The organism is Micromonospora endolithica (assembly GCF_003626595.1).
Classification (GTDB): Bacteria; Actinomycetota; Actinomycetes; order Mycobacteriales; family Micromonosporaceae; genus Micromonospora; species Micromonospora endolithica.
This window is the reverse complement of record NZ_RBAK01000004.1, coordinates 1-17,795: the sequence shown is the minus strand read 5'-3', so window position 1 is coordinate 17,795 and position 17,795 is coordinate 1. Positions and strand designations below refer to the sequence as shown.

Sequence of the window (17,795 nt, the reverse complement as noted above, 5' to 3'; positions counted from 1 at the left end):
GCTCAGCCGTCCGTCAGGGCGGCGGTGATCAGCGAGCCGAGCTCGGCGACGCGGCGGTCCAGGAAGAAGTGGCCGCCCTCGAACACCCGCAGGTCGAACGCGCCGGTGGTGTGCTCGGCCCAGGCCGCCGCCTCGCCGGGCGTGGTGTGCGGATCGTCGGTACCCATCAGCATCGTGATCGGGCAGTCCACCGTCGCGCGCGACCGGGGGTGCGTCTCGACCACCCGGTAGTCGCCGCGCACCGTGGGTAGCAGCAGGGCGCGCAGCGCGGGATCGGCCAGCCACTGCGGGTCGGTGCCGCCGGCCGTCCGCAGCTCCGCCAGGACGTCGTCGTCCTCGCCGCGGTGCACGCTGCCACCGCGCAGCCTCGACGGCGCCTGATAACCGGAGGCGAACAGGTGCACCGGCGCCGGCCGGCCGGTCAGCCGCCGCGCCACCTCGAAGGCGACGATCGCGCCCATGCTGTGCCCGAAGAACGCCCACGGGCCGCGGTCCGCCTCGCGCAGTACGCCGGCCAGGTCGTCGGCCAGCCCGGCGAGCGTCGGCGCGCAGCCCTCGTGCAGGCGGTCCTGCCGGCCCGGGTACTGCACCGCCAGCACCTCGACCCCGGGCAGCCGCTCGGCCAGTGCGGCGAAGTAGCCGGCCGAGCCGCCGGCGTGCGGGAAACAGACCAGGCGGACGGTGGCGGCACGCGGCTGAATTCGCCGCAACCACCGGCCATCGAGGTGCGGGGCAGTCGTCATGGGACGGACGCTAGTCAGCTGGTGATCGGCCGGATAACCCCTACTGCCCCGGCACTGCGCCGGTGCCCGGGCCGGCCACCGCCGGCGATGGGCTGGGGTGGTTAGGGGCTTCTCCGCCCGGCCGGCAGTTGACAGTCTGCCAGAGGTGCGGGCCTTGCCCTGTCCGCTCGTCGCGCCGGAGTAGGAGATTCCGTTCATGGACGTGGTAGGGCGTGGCTTCGTGGCCCAGAATCTGCTTCCGATCGCCGACCGTCACCCGCGGGTGACGGTCCTCGCCGCCGGCGTCTCCACCACGGTGGAGGACGACGCAGCCGAGTTTCAGCGGGAGACCGAACTCGTCCGCCGGCAGGCGGACCGGTGCCGCCGGGAAGGCCGGATGCTGATCTTTCTGTCGACGGCTTCGCACTCGATGTACGGCAGCCCGCCGGTGGCGGCCGACGAGGATTACCCGGTGACACCGCCGGAGCCGTACGGCCGGCACAAGCTCGCCCTGGAGCGGGAACTGCGCGCCCACGGCGTCGACTGGCTGACCCTGCGCCTGAGCCACGCGGTCGGGCCGGGCCAGCGCGGTCATCAGCTGCTCACCTCGCTGATGGACCAGATCAGGGCCGGCTCGGTGCAGCTGTTCCAGGGCAACCACCGGGACCTGGTCGACGTCCGTGACGTGGTGGCCGCGCTGGACGGGCTGCTGGCAGCGGACGTCCGCAACGAGGTGGTGAACGTGGCCTCCGGCACCGCCTACCCGATCGAGGACATCATCGACGGCGTGGAAGCGCGGCTCGGCTGCCGGGCCGCCCGGGAGATCATCGTGGACGTCGATCCGAACCACACCGTGGTGTCGGTGGCCAAGCTCCGGGCGCTCGCCCCGGCGGCCTGCCCGTCCGGCGGACCGCGATATCTGGACCACCTTCTGGACCGGTACGTCGGGCCGAGTCCCGTGAGCTGGTCAGAGCGACGTCAGTACGTCTCGTAGCGCCTCGATGACCCGGTCCTGCATGTCGCGGGGCAGCGACGGGTACATCGGCAGCGAGAAGATCTCCCCCGCCAGCCGTTCGGTCACCGGCAACGACCCGGCGGCGTAACCGAGGTGGGCGAAGCCGGTCATGGTGTGCACCGGCCACGGATAGCTGATGTTGAGAAGGATGTCCTGCTCCTCGAGCCGGCGCAGGATGACGTCGCGCTGCGGGTGCCGGACGACATAGACGTAGTAGACGTGCTCGTTGCCCTCGGCGGTGACCGGCAGCTGGAACCCGCCCGGTCCGGTCAGGTCCTTCAGGCCGTCCTCGTAGCGCCGCGCCACCGCCCGGCGGCCCTCCACATAGGCGTCCAGGCGGGTCAGCTTGCGGCGCAGGATCTCGGCCTGCACCTCGTCCAGCCGCGCGTTGTGACCGGGCGTCGTGACGACGTAGTAGACCTCGTCCATGCCGTAGTAGCGCAGCCGGCGCAGCGACTGCTGCACGTCGTCGTCGGACGTGATGACGGCACCACCGTCGCCGTATGCGCCGAGCACCTTGGTCGGATAGAAGGAGAACGCCGCCGCGTCGCTCATCGTGCCGGCCAGCTCGCCGTGGTGCAGTGCCCCGTGCGCCTGTGCGCAGTCCTCGAGCACCTTGAGCCCGTGCCGGGCCGCCACCTCGCGCAGCGGCGCCATGTCCACGCACTGGCCGTAGAGGTGCACCGGCAGCAACGCCCGGGTGCGGGCGGTCACGGCGGCCTCCACCAGCCGCGTGTCCATCAGGAAGTCCTCCTCGCGGACGTCGACGAAGACCGGCGTGGCGCCGGTGCCGTCGATCGCCACCACGGTCGGCGCCGCGGTGTTCGACACCGTCAGCACCTCGTCGCCGGGGCCGACGCCGAGCGCCTGCAGGCCCAGCTTGACGGCGTTGGTGCCGTTGTCGACGCCGGTGCAGTGCGCTACGCCGTGCAGCTCCGCGAACTCCTGCTCGAATCCCGCCACGCTGCGCCCGAGCACCAGCTGGCCGGACGAGAAAACAGTTTCGACGGCATCCCGGATATCGTCTCGCTCGGTTCCGTACTCGGGGAGATAATCCCAGACACGAATTGCCACGACCGCTCCTTGTGAAGGTGATGAACGGGCCTGCTGCAAGCGTCCAGTCTGCCATGAGGAGCCGGTGTGAACAGGGGCTGCCAAGCCGTCGTACGGGCGGATTTAGCAGCGCTTCGTCGCCACTTCAGAAGCATTTGATGATGTGGTACCCCGCCGGTATCGACTTTTTCAATGCCGATGACAAATGGAGCGGCCATATGCGTGTTCTCTTCCTTCCGGCCCCAGTGCCGAGCCATTTGTTCCCGATGGTTCAGCTCGCCTGGGCGTTCCGTGCCGCCGGGCACGAGGTGTACGTCGCCGGGCCTCCGTCCACCGTGGCCGACGTGGCCGGTGCGGGTCTGACCGCGGTACCGGTCGGCACGCCCTACGACCTGATGGGCAGCATCGCCGCGGCCGGTGACATCGTGCGCCGCGAGACCGGCGAGGGCCCCAGCCCGTCCGGCGACATCTCGCAGATGTCCCCCGAGTCGTTCCGCCGGTTCGCCGAGCTGCGGTTCTCCCCGCACGTGACGATGGCCGAGACGATGGCCGAGGACCTGGTCGCGTTCGTCCGGGCCTGGAAGCCGGATCTGGTCGTCACGGACCCGATCACGATGGTGGCGCCGCTGGCCGCCGGCGTGGCCGGGGCGCCGCTGGTGCACCACCTGTGGGGCCCGCAGCCGCCGACGCTGAGCCAGTTCCCCGGCTACGGCCGGGACCCGGCGACCTGGCCGGCCGACCTGGCAGGACTGTTCGAGCGGTTCGGCGTGACCCCGCGGGCGCAGCACGGCGTGGCCACCGTCGACCCCGGGCCGGCCAGCCTGCAGCCCGCCGAGGTGCCCAACCGGATCCCGGCGCGGTATCAGCCGTTCAACGGCTCCGGCTCGGTGCCACAGGCCATCCTCGCGGCGCCGGAGAAGCCCCGGGTCTGCCTGTCCTGGGTCACCGCGAACACGATGACCGACGCCGGCCCGGGGGGCCACCCGCTGCGCACGCTGATCGAGGCGCTGTCCGGGTTCGACGTGGAGACGGTGGTCGCGGTCCGCTCGGGTGACCGGGACCGGCTGGGGACGCTGCCGGCGAACGTCCGGGCCATCGTGGACCTGCCGCTGAGCTTCGTCATGCCGACCTGCTCGGCGGCGGTCAACCACGGCGGTACGGGTACCGCGCTGACCGCCGTCTACTACGGCGTGCCCCAGCTCGTGGTGCCGTACAACCCAGGCCTGGGTCTCAACGCCGGGGTGCTCGCCAAGTCGGGCGCCGCGATCACGGTGGCCGCCGACCCGGTCGACCCGGCCGAGGTGACCGCCGCGATCGAACAGCTGCTGTCCGGCACGGATCACCGCAAGGCGGCCGAGGATCTGCGCGCCGAGAACCTCGCGCTGCCCGCTCTGGATGACGTGGTGACGACCATCGAGGAGATGGTGTGAGCGAGGACGTTCTGGCCCGGGGAAAACTGCTGCTGGAGGACGCCGGCAACAGCGTCATCCCGTTCAACCGCGCCTTCCTGACCGGCGCGGAGCTTCACTACCTGGAGACCGCGCTGGCCAGCGGCACGCTGGAGGGCGACGGCCCGTTCACCGCGCGGGCCAGCGCGCTGCTCAACAAGATGCTGGGCGCGGTCGCCACGTTGCTCGCCACGTCGTGCTCGCACGCGCTGGACATGAGCGCACTGGTGCTCGACCTCCAGCCGGGCGACGAGGTGATCCTGCCGTCGTACACGTTCCCGTCGACCGCGAACGCGTACGCACTACGCGGCGCGGTCCCGGTCTTCGTGGACTGCCGCCCGGACACCATCAACCTCGACGAGCGACTGGTCGAGGCGGCCGTCACGGACCGCACCCGGGCGATCGTCGCCGTGCACTACGCCGGGGTCGGCTGCGACATGGACGCGCTCGCCGGCATCGCCGAGCGGCACGGCCTGCGGCTGATCGAGGACAACGCGCACGGACTGGGCGCCACCTACCGCGGAAAGCCGCTGGGTAGTTTCGGCTCGCTCGCCACACAGAGCTTCCACAGCACCAAGAACGCGCACTGCGGCGAGGGCGGAGCGCTGGTGATCAACGATCCGGACCTGGTGCTGCAGGCCGAGATCATCCGGGAGAAGGGCACGAACCGCACCCAGTACTACCGCGGCGAGATCGACCGGTACCACTGGGTCGACCTGGGTTCGAGCTACCTGCCGTCCGAACTGCTGGCCGCGTTCCTCACCGCTCAGCTGGAGAACTTCGACGTCATCCAGGCCGGCCGGATGCGGGTCTGGAACGCCTATCACGACCGGCTGGCGGAGTGGGCGGCGGACAACGGCGTAGCCCAGCCGGTCGTACCCGTCGACCGCGTGCATCCGGCGCACCTGTACTTCCTCGTGCTGCCCGATCCGGCGGCCTCAGCGGGGTTCCGGCGGCACCTGGCCGACCTCGGGGTGCAGGCCACGTCGCACTACCAGCCGTTGCACAACGCGCCGGCCGGCCTCCGGTTCGGCCGCACCGCGCCGGGCGGCTGCCCGACGACCGAGCGGGTCGCCCGGCAGCTCACCCGGTTGCCGCTCTACACCGGGCTGAGCGACGACCAGGTGGACCGGATCGTGGCGGCGGTCACCTCTTATCGGGTGGCTCGCTGACGTGCAACGGCCGCACACCGTAGCCGGCCAGGCCCTCGGTGAGCACATCGAACAGGCGCTCGGCGGCGGCCACGGCGTCGGGGTGGATCGCATCCGGCGACTCCCCGTCGACCAGCCGCCGCCAGTTCTCCGAGGAGACCGCGCGCATCGCACCCAGCACAGCGGCGGCCACCATGTTGGGCGTCATGTCGCCCGGCGCGGCGCCGGTCTCCTCGGCCAGCGCCTGAGCGAGCTGCACCTCGCGATGCCGGTCCAGCAACATCACCCGGCCCGCGAGCGCCGGGCTGCTACGCACCACCCGCATGAACCCGAGCCCCCCGGCGTCCAGCCCGACGTGCGACTCGCGCCGATCGAGCTCGTCGAGAAAGGCACGGCGCAACGCGTCCAGCACCGACTCACCGGGCGCCCGGGCACGCACCGGCTTCCCCGGGTCGGTCATCGCCTCCCGCATGGCGACCATGATCAGGTCCTCCTTGGACGGGAAGTAGTTGAAGACGGTGGCCTTGGAGACGTTGGCCGCCTCGGCGATCTGCGTCATCGAGACCCTGTCGAAGCCCTCGGCCACGAAGAGCTCCAGCGCCGCCTCGTAGATCGCGAGCCGGGTCTGCTGCTTCTTGCGTTCCCGCAGGCCGGGAGGGGTCGAGGTGTCAGGAACCATGTCTGCACCGTATCAATAACTGGTACCGAGTACAAACTTGGACTTGTTCTCAATTCGTACAGCGGATAGGTTTCTTTCCATGACGGTCATTCAGATGCGGCTCGCCACCATCGGCGCGGTGATCGCCATGGTCCTCGGCATCATCGACACCAACGTGCTCGCGACCGCGGTCTGGCCGATCGCCACCAGCCTCGACCCGGAGAACGGCCTGCAGACGTTCCCGTGGGTCATCACGGCGTACGCACTGGCCGCGACCGTCACCCAGCCGCTCTACGGCAAGCTCGTCGACCTGCACGGTCCCAAGCGGATCTTCCTGTTCTCGCTCGCCACGTTCCTGATCGGATCGGCCGCCTGCGGACTCGCGCAGACCATGGGCCAGCTGATCGCGTTCCGGGCCGTCCAGGGCGTCGGCGGTGGTGGCCTGATGGGCGTGACGCTCATCATGATCATGGCGATCTGGCCGCCCGAGAAGACCGAGGAGGGCGGCTCGTCCGGTGGCTCCGGGGTCGGTATGGGCGGCGTCATGGTCGGCGTCGGCGTGGTGGTCGGCCCGCTCGTCGGCGGCGTCATCGTCGACCACCTGAGCTGGCCCTGGGTCTTCTACGTCAACGTGCCGCTCGGCATCATCTCCTGGGTCCTGATCGCCACCTGCCTGCACCTGCCCGACAAGGAGAGCCGCGAGCGGGTCGACTACCTGGGCGCGGGCCTGATCGCGGCCGGGGCCAGCGCGATGCTGCTGATCGCCGAGTGGGGCGGCCGCAACTACGCGTGGAGCTCACCGCAGGTGGTGCTCCTGGTGGTGCTCGCGATCGTCCTCATGGTGACCTTCCTGCTGCGGCAGGGACTGGTCCGCCGGGGCGCGCTTGGCCGGTTCGCCGCGTCCGATCCGATCTTCCCGCTCACCCTGTTCCGCAACCGGGTGTTCCGGGTGGCCAGCCCGCAGGAGTTCTTCGCCGGGATGGTGATCACCGGCAGCATCGTCTACGTCTCGCTCTACCTGCAGGCGGCCCGCGGGGTCGACGCGGTCGGCGCGGGTCTCTACCTGCTGCCGATGGCCCTCGGCATGACCGTCTCCGGCGTGGCGGCCGGCCGCTTCGTCCGCAAGCCCGGCCGCTTCAAGATGCTGATGGTCAGCGGCATGGGCCTGGTGACCGTCGCGATGGGACTGCTCTCGCTGCTCGACGTCGGCACGTCGACCTGGCAGATCAGTGTCTACCTGTTCCTGCTCGGCGCGGGCCTCGGCCAGGTGGTCGGGCTGGCGCTGGTCGCGGTGCAGCTCACCGCCCCCGAGGAGCAGATGGGCGTGGCCATCACGTCGGTACGGCTCAGCCAGATGCTCGGCGGCGCGATCGGCAGTGCCATCTTCGGCACCGTGCTGGCCCGCATCTACGCGGCGAACCTGCCGCCGGCCCTTGCGGCGACGGCGGAAAGCGGGGAGGCGAGCGCGGCGAACCTCGAGGCGGTGCCCGAGGCGGCCCGCCCCGCGGTGATCGACGCGGTGGTGGCCGGCACCAGTGGCGTCTTCCTGACGGCCGCGGGCATCGCGCTGCTGACCGCCGCCATCACCTACTTCTTTTTCCCGGAGCCGACCCAGGCGCCCGCGCCGAAGGCCGGGCCGCCGAAGGCGGAGTCGGAGCCGGAGCCGACCGTCCCGCGCTGATCAGGCCTCGGCCAGGATTGTGGAGATCAGGTTCAGGTCCACGTTGCCGCCGGTCAGGAGCACTCCGATGTCCCGGGCCTGACCGGCGGCGGCGAACTGCACCGCCGCGGCCAACCCGCACGCGGCGGCCGGCTCCACCACCAGCCGGGCGGCGTCCAGGGCCATCCGCATACCGGCCACGATCCCGGCCTCGTCGACCTGGATCACCTCGTGCAGCGCGCTCCGGACGACGTCGAACGGCAGCCGGCCGATCCGGTCCGGGCGCAGCCCGTCCGCGACGGTCGGCAGGCCCGGCACGGTGACCGGCTCACCGGCCGCCAGGGCCGCGGTCAGCGCGGGCACCGCGGCCGGCTCGGCGGCCACCACGGCGACCCCGTGCCGGGCGGCGACCAGGCAGGCGCCCGCCACGGCGCTGCCGCCGCCGACCGGCAGCACGAGCGCGTCAAGCCGGCCACCAGCCGAATGCACCTGCGTGAGGAGCTCGGCGGTCGCCGTGCCCTGACCGGCCACCACGAACGGATTCTGGTAGGGATCCACCACATCGAAGCCGCGGGTGAGGGCGACCTCGTCGACCGCGGCGGTCCGCTCGGCCAGGCCCGTGCCCACGATGAGCACCTCGGCGCCGGCTTCCCGGACCCGCGCGGCTTTCGCCGGCAGCACGTCACCCGGCAGCACCAGGATGGCCGGCAGGCCATATTCGCGGGCGGCCAGGGCGACGGCGATCGCGTGGTTGCCGGTGCTGTGCGCGGCCACGCCGGAGCTGCCGCGGTCGCGCAACTCCCCGACCGCCAGCAGGGCACCGCGGAGCTTGAACGAGCCCCCGCGCTGCAAATTCTCGGCCTTGAGCCAGAGCCGCGCACCGGCCAGCCGGTCCAGGTCGTCGCTGCGCACCACGGGGGTGCGCAAGACGTGCCGGGCGAGCCGGCGCTGTGCGCGCTCGATCCACTCGTGGCTGAGCAGTCCGGCGGGTGCCGATCCGGGCGTCCCGTTGGTCGTCATCGCTGACATCGACACATGTCCCCTCGGTCGGGCAGATCCCCTCCATCCTCGGTAGCGCCCTTAACCGGTCCTTGTCCCGGCTGTCCCGCACCGCTGTCCCGACCGGCTGTCCTGACCGGCGCAAGGAAGCCTTTAGCCGGGTTTCACAGACTGGCCCTACTCCAGGTGTCGGAGTGTGCGCCGGCATCAGCGCCCTGCCGCGCCCTCGCCGGCCCCTCCCGCCGCACGAAACCGGAGGAGAAATGTCCCTCAACACCGACCGCCTCAACGAGGACGAGATCACCGAGAAGCTGCTGAGCTTCATCCGGGAGCGGTTCCTGGCGGGCGATCCGCGCGGCGAGCTCGAGGTGGACACCCCGCTGCTCGAACACGGCATCCTCGACTCGCTGAAGGTCGCCGTGCTGCTCAACTTCCTGCGCAGCGAGCTGGCCACGGACGTACCGACGGAAAAGATCAGCGGCCGGCACTTCCAGACGGTCCGCAACCTTTCCGAGCTCGTCCGCGACCTCGGCCCGGCGGTCGCACAGCAGTGAGCGACTCCACGGACCCGCGCACGACAGTCGCCGTGGTCGGAATCTCGTGCCGGTTGCCCCGGGCCGACGACCCGGCGGCGTTCTGGCGCCTGCTCCGCGACGGCTCGGACGTCGTGTCCGGCACCCACGGCGCGCGGCGCCGGGACGTGCCGGACTCCGACGCCGAGATCGCGGTGGCCGGCGCCGGCGGCCGGGCCCGTGCCGGGCTGCTCGACGACGTCGCGACCTTCGACGCCGAGTTCTTCGGCATCACCGGCGCCGAGGCCGTCGAGATGGACCCGCAGCAGCGGTTGATGTTGGAGCTCGGCTGGGCGGCGCTCGAGGACGCGGGAATCGTCCCGGGCAAGCTCGCCGGCTCCGCCACCGGGGTGTTCGTCGGTGCCACCGGCGACGACTACGCGGCCCTGCTCGCCCGCCGCGGCCTGCGCGGGCTGACCCCGCACACGCTGACCGGCACCGGCCGCGGCATCATCGCGAACCGGGTCTCGTACGCGCTCGGCCTGCGCGGTCCCAGCGTGACGGTGGACGCCGCGCAGTCCTCCTCCCTGGTGGCCGTGCACCTGGCCGCCGAGAGCCTGCGCACCGGTGAGTCCACGGTCGCGCTCGCCGGCGGCGTCAACGTGATTCTCGGGCACGGCAGCACCGCGCGGACCGCGCTGTTCGGCGCGCTGTCGCCGGACGGCCGGTGCCACACCTTCGACGAGCGGGCGAACGGCTTCGTCCGGGGCGAGGGCGGCGTGTTCGTCGTCCTGAAGACGCTGGACCGTGCCGTCGGCGATGGCGACGACATCTACTGCGTCATCCGCGGCAGCGCGGTGAACAACGACGGGGCCACCGGCTCCCTCACCACACCCAGCGCGGACGCACAGGCCGACGTGATCCGGGCGGCCTGCCGCAACGCCGGGGTGGCCCCGGCCGACGTGCAGTACGTGGAACTGCACGGTACCGGCACCCGGGTCGGCGACCCGGTCGAGGCGGCCGCTCTCGGCGCCGCCTACGGTCCGGGCCGGCCGGCCGGCTCGCCGCTGCTGGTCGGTTCGGTGAAGACGAACATCGGTCACCTGGAGGGCGCCGCGGGTGTCGCCGGACTGCTCAAGGCGATCCTCAGCATCCGGCACCGGCAGCTGCCGCCCAGCCTGCACTTCCGGCGGCCCAACCCGCGCATCGACCTGAACGGCTGGAAGCTGCGGGTGCTCACCGAGCCGACCGCCTGGCCGGTGCCGGACGCGCCGCTCGCCGGAGTCAGCTCGTTCGGCATGGGCGGCACGAACTGTCACGTCGTGCTCTCCGGCCCGCCGCCCGCCCTCCCGCCCGCCGCTCCCCCGCCCGCGCCCGCGCCCGCGCCCGGCCCGATGGTCTGGCCGCTGTCCGGCCGGACCGCCGGGGCGCTGCGGGACCAGGCCGGCCGCCTCGCCGCGCACCTCGTGACGCACGGGCGTCTCGAGCCGCGCGCCGTCGGGCACGCCCTGGCCACCACGCGCACCGCTTTCGACCACCGCGCCGTCCTGATCGGCGACGACGAGGAGCAGCTGCGGAACTCGCTGCGACAGCTCGCCGAGGGCCGGCCCGGCACCGGCGTGGTCCGCGGCCGGCGCGGCCCGGACGGCCGGCTCGCGTTCCTGTTCAGCGGCCAGGGCAGCCAGTACGCCACGATGGGCCGCGGCCTGTACCGGACGTACCCGGTCTTCGCCGAGACCTTCGACCGGATCGGCGAGCTCCTGGACCCCGGGCTCGGCACGCCGCTCGCCGCCGTGGTCCACGCGGAGGACGGCGCGGAGCCGGGTGGCCGGCTGCACGACACGCAGTACACCCAGGCCGCGCTGTTCGCCGTCGAGGTGGCCGTGTACCGGCTGCTGGAGTCGTGGGGACTGCGGCCGGACGTGCTGATCGGCCACTCCGTCGGCGAGCTGGCCGCCGCCCATGTGTCCGGCGTGCTGTCCCTGGCCGACGCGTGCACGCTCGTGTCGGCGCGCGGCCGGCTGATGCAGGAGCTGCCCGCGGGCGGGACGATGCTGTCCGTCGAGGCTTCCGAGGAGGAGGTTCTCGGCACGCTCGGCACCGACGGACCGGTGGTGGCCGCGGTGAACGGGCCCCGGGCCGTGGTGGTGTCCGGCACCGAGGCGGCCGTGGCCGAGATCGAGGCACTCTGGCGCGGCCGGGGCCGCAAGGTGAAGCGTCTCCGGGTCAGCCATGCGTTCCACTCGCCGCTGATGGAGCCGATGCTGGCCGAGTTCGGACGGGTGGCCGGTGAGCTCGCGTACGGCCCGGCCCGGACCCCCGTGGTGTCCAACCTGACCGGCCGGCTCGCCGAGGGCGACGACCTGCGCACGGCCGACTACTGGACCCGGCACGTCCGGCAGGCGGTGCGCTTCGCCGACGGAGCCGCGGCACTGGTCGCGTCCGGCACCACCGCGTTCCTGGAGATCGGGCCCGGCGGCGCGCTGACCGGCCTGGTGGAGTCGGCCGCCGGGGACGCCGAGCCGGTGCTCGCGGCCGCGCTGCCGAAGGGGCAGGACGAACCACGCTCGCTGCTCACCGCGCTGGCCCGGCTGCACACTCACGGCGTCGCGGTGCCGTGGGACGCGATCTGCGGCGCCGGCGACGGCGTCCGGGTGCCGTTGCCCGCCTACGCCTTCCAGCGCCGCCGTCACTGGCCCAACCTGGACGGGACGCCGGCCGCCGAGGCGCCGGAGCCGGCCGCCGCACCGGACTCCTGGGCCGCCCGGACCGCCGGGCTGCCGGAGCGGGAGCGCCGGCACGTGGTCACCGAGCTGACCCGATCCGCCATCGCCGCCACCCTGGGCCGGCCGGACCTGTCCGGCGTGGACGACACGCTGACCTTCCAGGATCTCGGCTTCGACTCGCAGGCCGGGGTGGCGCTGCGGCAGTTGCTCGGCGAACTGACCGGGCTGCGGCTGCCGACCACCCTGACCTACCGCTGCCCGACGCCCGCCGCTGTGGTGGATCACCTCCTCACGATCGTCGCCGGGCAGCCGGACCGGGCGCCGGCCGGGAGCGCCGCGGTGGATCCGGCCGGGGACCCGATCGTCGTGGTCGGCATGGCCTGCCGTTATCCGGGCGACGTGAGCAGCCCCGCCGACCTGTGGCAGCTGGTCGCCGACGGCCGGGACGTGATCGGTGACTTCCCCGGCGACCGCGGCTGGGACCTGACCGCCCTGTACGACCCGGACCCGGAGGCGCACGGCACGTCCTATGTGCGCTCGGGCGGATTCCTCGCCGGGGCCGGCCGGTTCGACGCCGGGTTCTTCGGGATCAGCCCGCGCGAGGCGCTCGCCATGGACCCGCAGCAGCGGCTGCTGCTGGAGAGCTCGTGGGAGGCGCTCGAACGGGTCGGCGTCGCGCCCACCAGCTGGCGGGACCAGCCGGTCGGGGTGTTCGTCGGGCTGACCGCCCAGGACTACGGACCCCGGCTGCACCGCGCGCCGGCCGGGCTCGACGGCCACCTGCTGACCGGCGGGACGGTGAGCGTGGCGTCCGGGCGTATCGCGTACGCCCTCGGCCTGCGCGGGCCGGCCGTCTCGATCGACACCGCCTGCTCGTCCTCGCTGGTCGCGGTGCATCTCGCCGCGCGCGCCCTGCGCGCCGGGGAATGCACGCTGGCACTGGCCGGTGGCGTCACGGTGATGGCGTCGCCCGGCATGTTCGTGGAGTTCAGCCGGCAGCGTGGACTGGCACCGGACGGCCGTTCGAAGCCGTTCTCGGCCGCCGCGGACGGCACCTCCTGGGCCGAGGGCGCCGGCATGGTGGTCCTGGAGAGGCTGTCCGACGCCCGTCGCAACGGCCACCCGGTCCTGGCGGTACTGCGCGGTTCGGCGATCAACCAGGACGGCGCCAGCAACGGGCTGAGCGCGCCGAACGGCGAGGCGCAGCGCGAGGTCATCGCGCGGGCGCTGGCCGACGCCGGCCTGAAGCGCCTCGACGTGGACGCCGTCGAGGCACACGGCACCGGCACCCGGCTGGGTGACCCGATCGAGGCCGAGGCGCTGATCGCGGCGTACGGCCGGGGGCGGCCCGCCGACCGGCCGCTGTGGCTCGGGTCGCTCAAGTCGAACATCGGGCACACCCAGGCGGCCGCCGGGGTCGGCGGCCTGATCAAGATGGTGGAGGCGTTGCGGCACGGCGTGCTGCCCGGGTCGCTGCACGCGGACGAGCCCAGCCCGCACGTCGACTGGGCCGGCTCCGGCCTGGCGCTGCTCACCCGCAGCACGCCGTGGCCAGAGACCGGCCGGCCGCGCCGGGCCGCCGTCTCGTCGTTCGGCATCAGCGGCACGAACGCGCATGTCGTGCTGGAGCAGGCACCGCCGGCCCCGGCCGCTGGACCAATCGTCACGCCCGACGGCCCCGCCCCGGTGGTGGTGTCGGCGAAGTCGGAGCCGGCCCTGCGCGCCCAGGCTCGGTCACTGCTGGCGCATGTCGACGCCACACCGGAGCTCGACCCGGCGACGCTCGGCGCCGCGCTCGTCACCGGCCGGGCCGCGTTCGGCCACCGGGCCGTCGTGCTGGCCGCCGACCGGGCCGAGCTGACCGCCGGCCTGCGCGCGCTGACCGCCGGCGAGCCCGCGATGAACGTGCTCGCCGCAACCGTCACCCCGGGCCGGGTCGCCTTCGTCTTCCCGGGGCAGGGCTCCCAGTGGGCCGGCATGGCCCGGGAACTGCTGGACGCCTCCCCGGTGTTCCGGGACCGCATCCAAGCCTGCGAGCGGGCGATGGCCGAGCTGACCGACTGGTCGCTGACCGAGGTGCTGCGCGGTGCGCCGGGCGCGCCGACGTTCGACCGGGTCGACGTGGTGCAGCCTGCCCTGTTCGCGGTGATGGTGTCGCTGGCCGAGCTGTGGCGAGCGGCCGGGGTGGAACCGGATGCGGTCATCGGCCATTCCCAGGGCGAGATCGCCGCCGCGTACGTGGCCGGCGCGCTCTCCCTCGAGGACGCCGCCCGCGTGGTGGTGCTGCGCAGCCAGGCCATCGTCGCGCTGGCCGGCACCGGCGGCCTGATGTCCGTCCCGCTCCCGGCCGGCACGGTGGCACAGCGGCTGACCGGCGGCATCAGCGTGGCGGCGGTCAACGGCCCGCGGTCCACGGTCGTCGCGGGCGATCCGGCCGGCCTGGCCTGGCTCCGTGACGCCTACCTGGCCGAGGACGTCCGGGCCCGGCTGATCCCGGTGGACTACGCGTCGCACAGCCCGCAGGTCGAGGCGATCCGCGACCGGGTGCTCACCGACCTGACCGGCGTCGCGCCGCGGTCCACGACGACCGCGTTCTACTCGACCGTCACCGGCGGCCGGATCGACACGGCCACACTGGACGGCGGCTATTGGTACCGCAACCTGCGCCAGACGGTGCGATTCGAGCAGGCCGCCCGGGCGCTGCACGACGACGGGTTCCGGGTCTTCGTCGAGTCGAGCCCGCACCCGGTCCTCACGGTCGGTATCCGGGAGACGGTGGACGCGGCCGAAGCCGAGGCCGCCGACCCCGGCACCGGCTCGGTGGTGCTGGGGTCGCTGCGCCGCGACGACGGCGGGTGGCGGCGGTTCCGGGCCGGTCTGGCGGAGGCGTACGCGCACGGCGTACCGGTCGACTGGACGGTGCACCTGCCCGCGCCCGGCGGTCTCGCCGCCGAGCTGCCCACCTATCCGTTCCAGCGGGACCACTACTGGCTGGAGGCGACGGACGACGCGCCCGGCGGCCGGCTCGGGGTGAGCCCGTCCGGGCATCCGCTGCTCGGCGCCGCGGTCGACCTGGCCGACGGCGACGGCAGGGTGCTGACCGGGACGCTGGCCGCCGGGGACCACGCCTGGCCGGCCGATCACGCGGTGGCCGGCACGGTGCTGCTGCCCGGCACCGCCTTCGTGGACCTGGCGCTGCACGCCGCCGGGACGGTGGGCGCCGACCGGCTCGCCGAGCTGACCCTGCACGCGCCGCTGGTGGTCGGCCCGGACCGGGTCCGGCTGCAGGTCACGGTCGGTGCGGACGGGCCGGACGGCCGTTCGGTCGACATCCACTCGCGGCCGGAGTCCGGCGACGGCGACTGGACGCACCACGCCGAGGGCCTGGCCCGCGCGCGGCCCGCGGGCGATCCGCCGGCCGCGCCGGTGCGGCGGCCGGACGGCGCCGAGCCGGTGGCGGTCACCGAGCTGTACGCCCGCCTCGCCGCACAGGGCTACGAGTACGGCCCGGCGTTCCAGGGCGTACAGGCGGCTTGGCGTGCCGGCGACGAGGTTTTCGCCGAGCTGAGCCTGGCCGAGGCGGAGGCGACCGCGGCGGGCGGGTTCGTGGTGCACCCGGCGCTGCTGGACGCGGCGCTGCATGTCCTCGAGGTGACCGGGCTGCTGGCTGGTGCCGCCGGGACCATCCGGCTGCCCCACGCGTTCCGGGACGTCACCGTGCACGCCACCGGCGCCACCGCCGCGAGCGTCCGGTGGCGGCTGCTCTCGGCCGACGAGGCCGAGCTGACCGTGGCCGACGCGGCCGGCGAGCCGGTGCTGACCGCCGCGTCGGTGCGCACCCGCCCGGCGCCGCTGGACCGGCTCACCGGCCCGGCCGGGTCCACCCGGGACGGTCTGTTCCGGCTCGACTGGGTGCCCGCCGCCACGTCCGGCACCGCGACCGGGCCGTGGACGACCCTCGAGCCCGGCCAGGCGCCGGGCGACCTGCTGTCCGGCGCCGATGCCGCGCCGGACACGGTCATCGCCACGCTGCGGGCGCCGGAAGCGGAACCGGACGTGCCGGCCGCGGTCGGCACCGCGACGCGGGCGCTGCTCACCCTGCTCCAGCAGTGGCTGGCCGAGCCGGCGTTCGCCGGCTCCCGGCTGGTGCTGGTGTGCGCCGGACCGGATCTGCTCACCGCCCCACTGGCCGGTCTGATCGGCACCGCCCAGGCCGAACACCCGGGACGCTTCGTGCTGGTCGAGGCCGACGAGCCGGTCACCGGGGCGGCACTGGCGGCCGCGCTGAACGCGGGCGAGCCGCGCATCGCGATCCGCTCCGGGCGGCCGCACGTACCGCGGCTGGTGCGCACGACTCCCCCGGTCGATCCGGCGCCCGCGATGAACGCCGGCGGGACCGTCCTGATCACCGGCGGCACCGGCATGCTCGGCCGGCTGTTCGCCCGCCGCCTGGTGACCGGGCACGGCGTCCGCCGGCTCGTGCTGACCAGCCGCCGGGGCTCGGCCGCGCCGGACGCATCCCGGGCCGTCGCCGAGCTCACCGAACTGGGCGCCGAGGTCACCGTGGCGACGTGCGACCTCGCTGACCGGGACGCGGTGGCCGCTCTGCTGGACTCGATCCCCGCCGAGCATCCGCTGACCGCGGTGGTGCACGCGGCCGGCGTGCTCGACGACGGTGTGCTGACCGCGCTGGACGGCGACCGGCTGGACGCGGTGCTGCGGCCCAAGGTGCACGGCGCCTGGCACCTGCACGAGCTCACCGCCGACCGCCCGCTCGCCGCGTTCGTGCTGCTCTCCTCGGTGACGCATGTCCTCGGCAGCGCCGGGCAGGCCTCCTACACCGCCGCGAACGCGTTCCTGGACGCCCTGGCCCGGCACCGCCGCGACGCCGGCCAGCCCGCTTCGGCCCACGCCTGGGGTCTGTGGGCGGGCGCCGGCGGGCTGACCGGGGAGCTGTCCTCGGCCGACCTCGCCCGGCTGAGCCGCGGCGGCCTGCTCCCGCTCGCCGCCGACGAGGGTGCCCGGCTCTTCGATGCGGCGCTCGCGGCCGACCTGCCGGTGCTGGTGCCCGCCCGGTTCGACCTGGCCGGACTGCGCCGGCGGTCATCCGATGCCGAGGTGCCGCCGGTGTTGCGCGCCCTGGTGCCCGCACCGCCGCGTCGGGCGGCCGGCGCGTCGGGTGCGTGGACCGACCGGATGCGGGCGCTGCCGGACGGCGAGCGCTCGGCGGGCGTACGGGACCTCGTGCTCGCCCAGGTGTCCACGGTGCTCGGCCTGGCTCCGGCGGATCTGCCGGCGGCCGGCGGCACGTTCAAGGACCTCGGGTTCGACTCGCTGATGGCGGTCGACCTGCGGAACCGGCTGAACACGGCAACCGGCCTGCGGCTGAGCCCCACCATGGTCTTCGACCACCCGACCCCGGCGGCGCTGACCCGGCACCTGCTGGCCGAGGTGACCGGCGAATCCGCCCCGGTGGCACCGGCGGCGACGCCCGCGACGGCTGGCGACGACGACCCGATCGTGGTGGTCGGCATGGGCTGCCGGTTCCCGGGTGACGTGCGGTCGCCGGCCGACCTGTGGCAGCTGCTCGCCGACGGCCGCGGGGCCGTCGGCACCCTGCCCGAGGACCGTGGCTGGGACGTCGAGAACCTCTACGACCCCGATCCGGTCGCGCCGGGTAAGACCTACACCCGGCACGGCGGTTTCCTGGCGGACGCGGCGGGCTTCGACGCGGAGTTCTTCCAGATGAGCCCGCGGGAGGCGCTGGCCACCGATCCGCAGCAGCGGTTGCTGCTGGAGGTCGCGTGGGAGGCCGTGGAGGGCGCGGGCATCGACCCGGCGTCGTTGCGGG

10 protein-coding genes are annotated in these 17,795 nt (G+C 73.6%); 6 read left to right on the top strand and 4 right to left on the bottom strand.

Annotated features, from left to right (window positions below; genetic code table 11):
• Positions 1–2 precede the first annotated feature (2 nt).
• The gene (locus D7223_RS11960; protein ID WP_120728236.1) at positions 3–743 is read right to left on the bottom strand and encodes a thioesterase II family protein; all 741 of its coding nucleotides are present in this window, start codon (positions 741–743) and stop codon (positions 3–5) included.
• A gap of 196 nt (positions 744–939) precedes the next feature.
• Between D7223_RS11960 and D7223_RS11955 the strand changes: the two genes are divergently transcribed.
• A complete protein-coding gene (locus tag D7223_RS11955) occupies positions 940–1,716 on the top strand; it encodes an NAD-dependent epimerase/dehydratase family protein (RefSeq protein WP_120728234.1) in 777 nt (258 codons plus the stop codon).
• Here the strand turns inward: D7223_RS11955 and D7223_RS11950 are convergent.
• On the bottom strand, positions 1,690–2,811 hold the full coding sequence (locus tag D7223_RS11950; protein ID WP_120728232.1) for a DegT/DnrJ/EryC1/StrS family aminotransferase: 1,122 nt from the start codon (positions 2,809–2,811) through the stop codon (positions 1,690–1,692). The genes D7223_RS11955 and D7223_RS11950 overlap by 27 nt on opposite strands.
• A 245-nt stretch (positions 2,812–3,056) precedes the next feature.
• On the opposite strand from D7223_RS11950, the gene D7223_RS11945 reads away from it, so the two are divergent.
• Positions 3,057–4,220, top strand: a complete 1,164-nt coding sequence (locus D7223_RS11945) for a nucleotide disphospho-sugar-binding domain-containing protein (RefSeq protein ID WP_158610863.1) — start codon at positions 3,057–3,059, stop codon at positions 4,218–4,220.
• Positions 4,217–5,410, top strand: coding sequence for a dTDP-4-amino-4,6-dideoxygalactose transaminase (gene rffA / locus D7223_RS11940; RefSeq protein ID WP_202864622.1), 1,194 nt, complete (start codon positions 4,217–4,219; stop codon positions 5,408–5,410). Before D7223_RS11945 ends, rffA begins: the two co-directional genes overlap by 4 nt.
• Here rffA and D7223_RS11935 read toward each other — a convergent pair.
• On the bottom strand, positions 5,385–6,068 hold the full coding sequence (locus D7223_RS11935) for a TetR/AcrR family transcriptional regulator (RefSeq protein WP_120728229.1): 684 nt from the start codon (positions 6,066–6,068) through the stop codon (positions 5,385–5,387). The genes rffA and D7223_RS11935 overlap by 26 nt on opposite strands.
• Positions 6,069–6,147: 79 nt before the next feature.
• Between D7223_RS11935 and D7223_RS11930 the strand changes: the two genes are divergently transcribed.
• Positions 6,148–7,728 carry an MFS transporter gene (locus D7223_RS11930; RefSeq protein WP_120728227.1) on the top strand — a complete coding sequence of 527 codons (1,581 nt, stop codon included), beginning with the start codon at positions 6,148–6,150 and terminating at the stop codon, positions 7,726–7,728.
• Here D7223_RS11930 and D7223_RS11925 read toward each other — a convergent pair whose 3' ends face one another.
• The gene (locus tag D7223_RS11925) at positions 7,729–8,727 is read right to left on the bottom strand and encodes a threonine ammonia-lyase (RefSeq protein WP_158610862.1); all 999 of its coding nucleotides are present in this window, start codon (positions 8,725–8,727) and stop codon (positions 7,729–7,731) included. It abuts the gene before it with no gap.
• A gap of 242 nt (positions 8,728–8,969) precedes the next feature.
• On the opposite strand from D7223_RS11925, the gene D7223_RS11920 reads away from it, so the two are divergent.
• Complete coding sequence (locus D7223_RS11920) at positions 8,970–9,260, top strand: acyl carrier protein (RefSeq protein WP_120728223.1); 291 nt, start codon at positions 8,970–8,972, stop codon at positions 9,258–9,260.
• Positions 9,261–9,301: 41 nt separating this feature from the next.
• Positions 9,302–17,795 (top strand): type I polyketide synthase (locus D7223_RS11915; protein ID WP_475038321.1); only part of this gene is annotated, 8,494 nt, incomplete at its 3' end.

What these genes read in the sequence shown, in the direction of transcription:
- D7223_RS11960 (WP_120728236.1), bottom strand. Translation starts at nt 743, where the DNA reads ATGACGACTGCCCCGCACCTCGATGGCCGGTGGTTGCGGCGAATTCAG.
- D7223_RS11955 (WP_120728234.1), top strand. Translation starts at nt 940, where the DNA reads ATGGACGTGGTAGGGCGTGGCTTCGTGGCCCAGAATCTGCTTCCGATC.
- D7223_RS11945 (WP_158610863.1), top strand. Translation starts at nt 3,057, where the DNA reads ATGGTTCAGCTCGCCTGGGCGTTCCGTGCCGCCGGGCACGAGGTGTAC.
- D7223_RS11935 (WP_120728229.1), bottom strand. Translation starts at nt 6,068, where the DNA reads ATGGTTCCTGACACCTCGACCCCTCCCGGCCTGCGGGAACGCAAGAAG.
- D7223_RS11930 (WP_120728227.1), top strand. Translation starts at nt 6,148, where the DNA reads ATGACGGTCATTCAGATGCGGCTCGCCACCATCGGCGCGGTGATCGCC.
- D7223_RS11925 (WP_158610862.1), bottom strand. Translation starts at nt 8,727, where the DNA reads ATGACGACCAACGGGACGCCCGGATCGGCACCCGCCGGACTGCTCAGC.
- D7223_RS11920 (WP_120728223.1), top strand. Translation starts at nt 8,970, where the DNA reads ATGTCCCTCAACACCGACCGCCTCAACGAGGACGAGATCACCGAGAAG.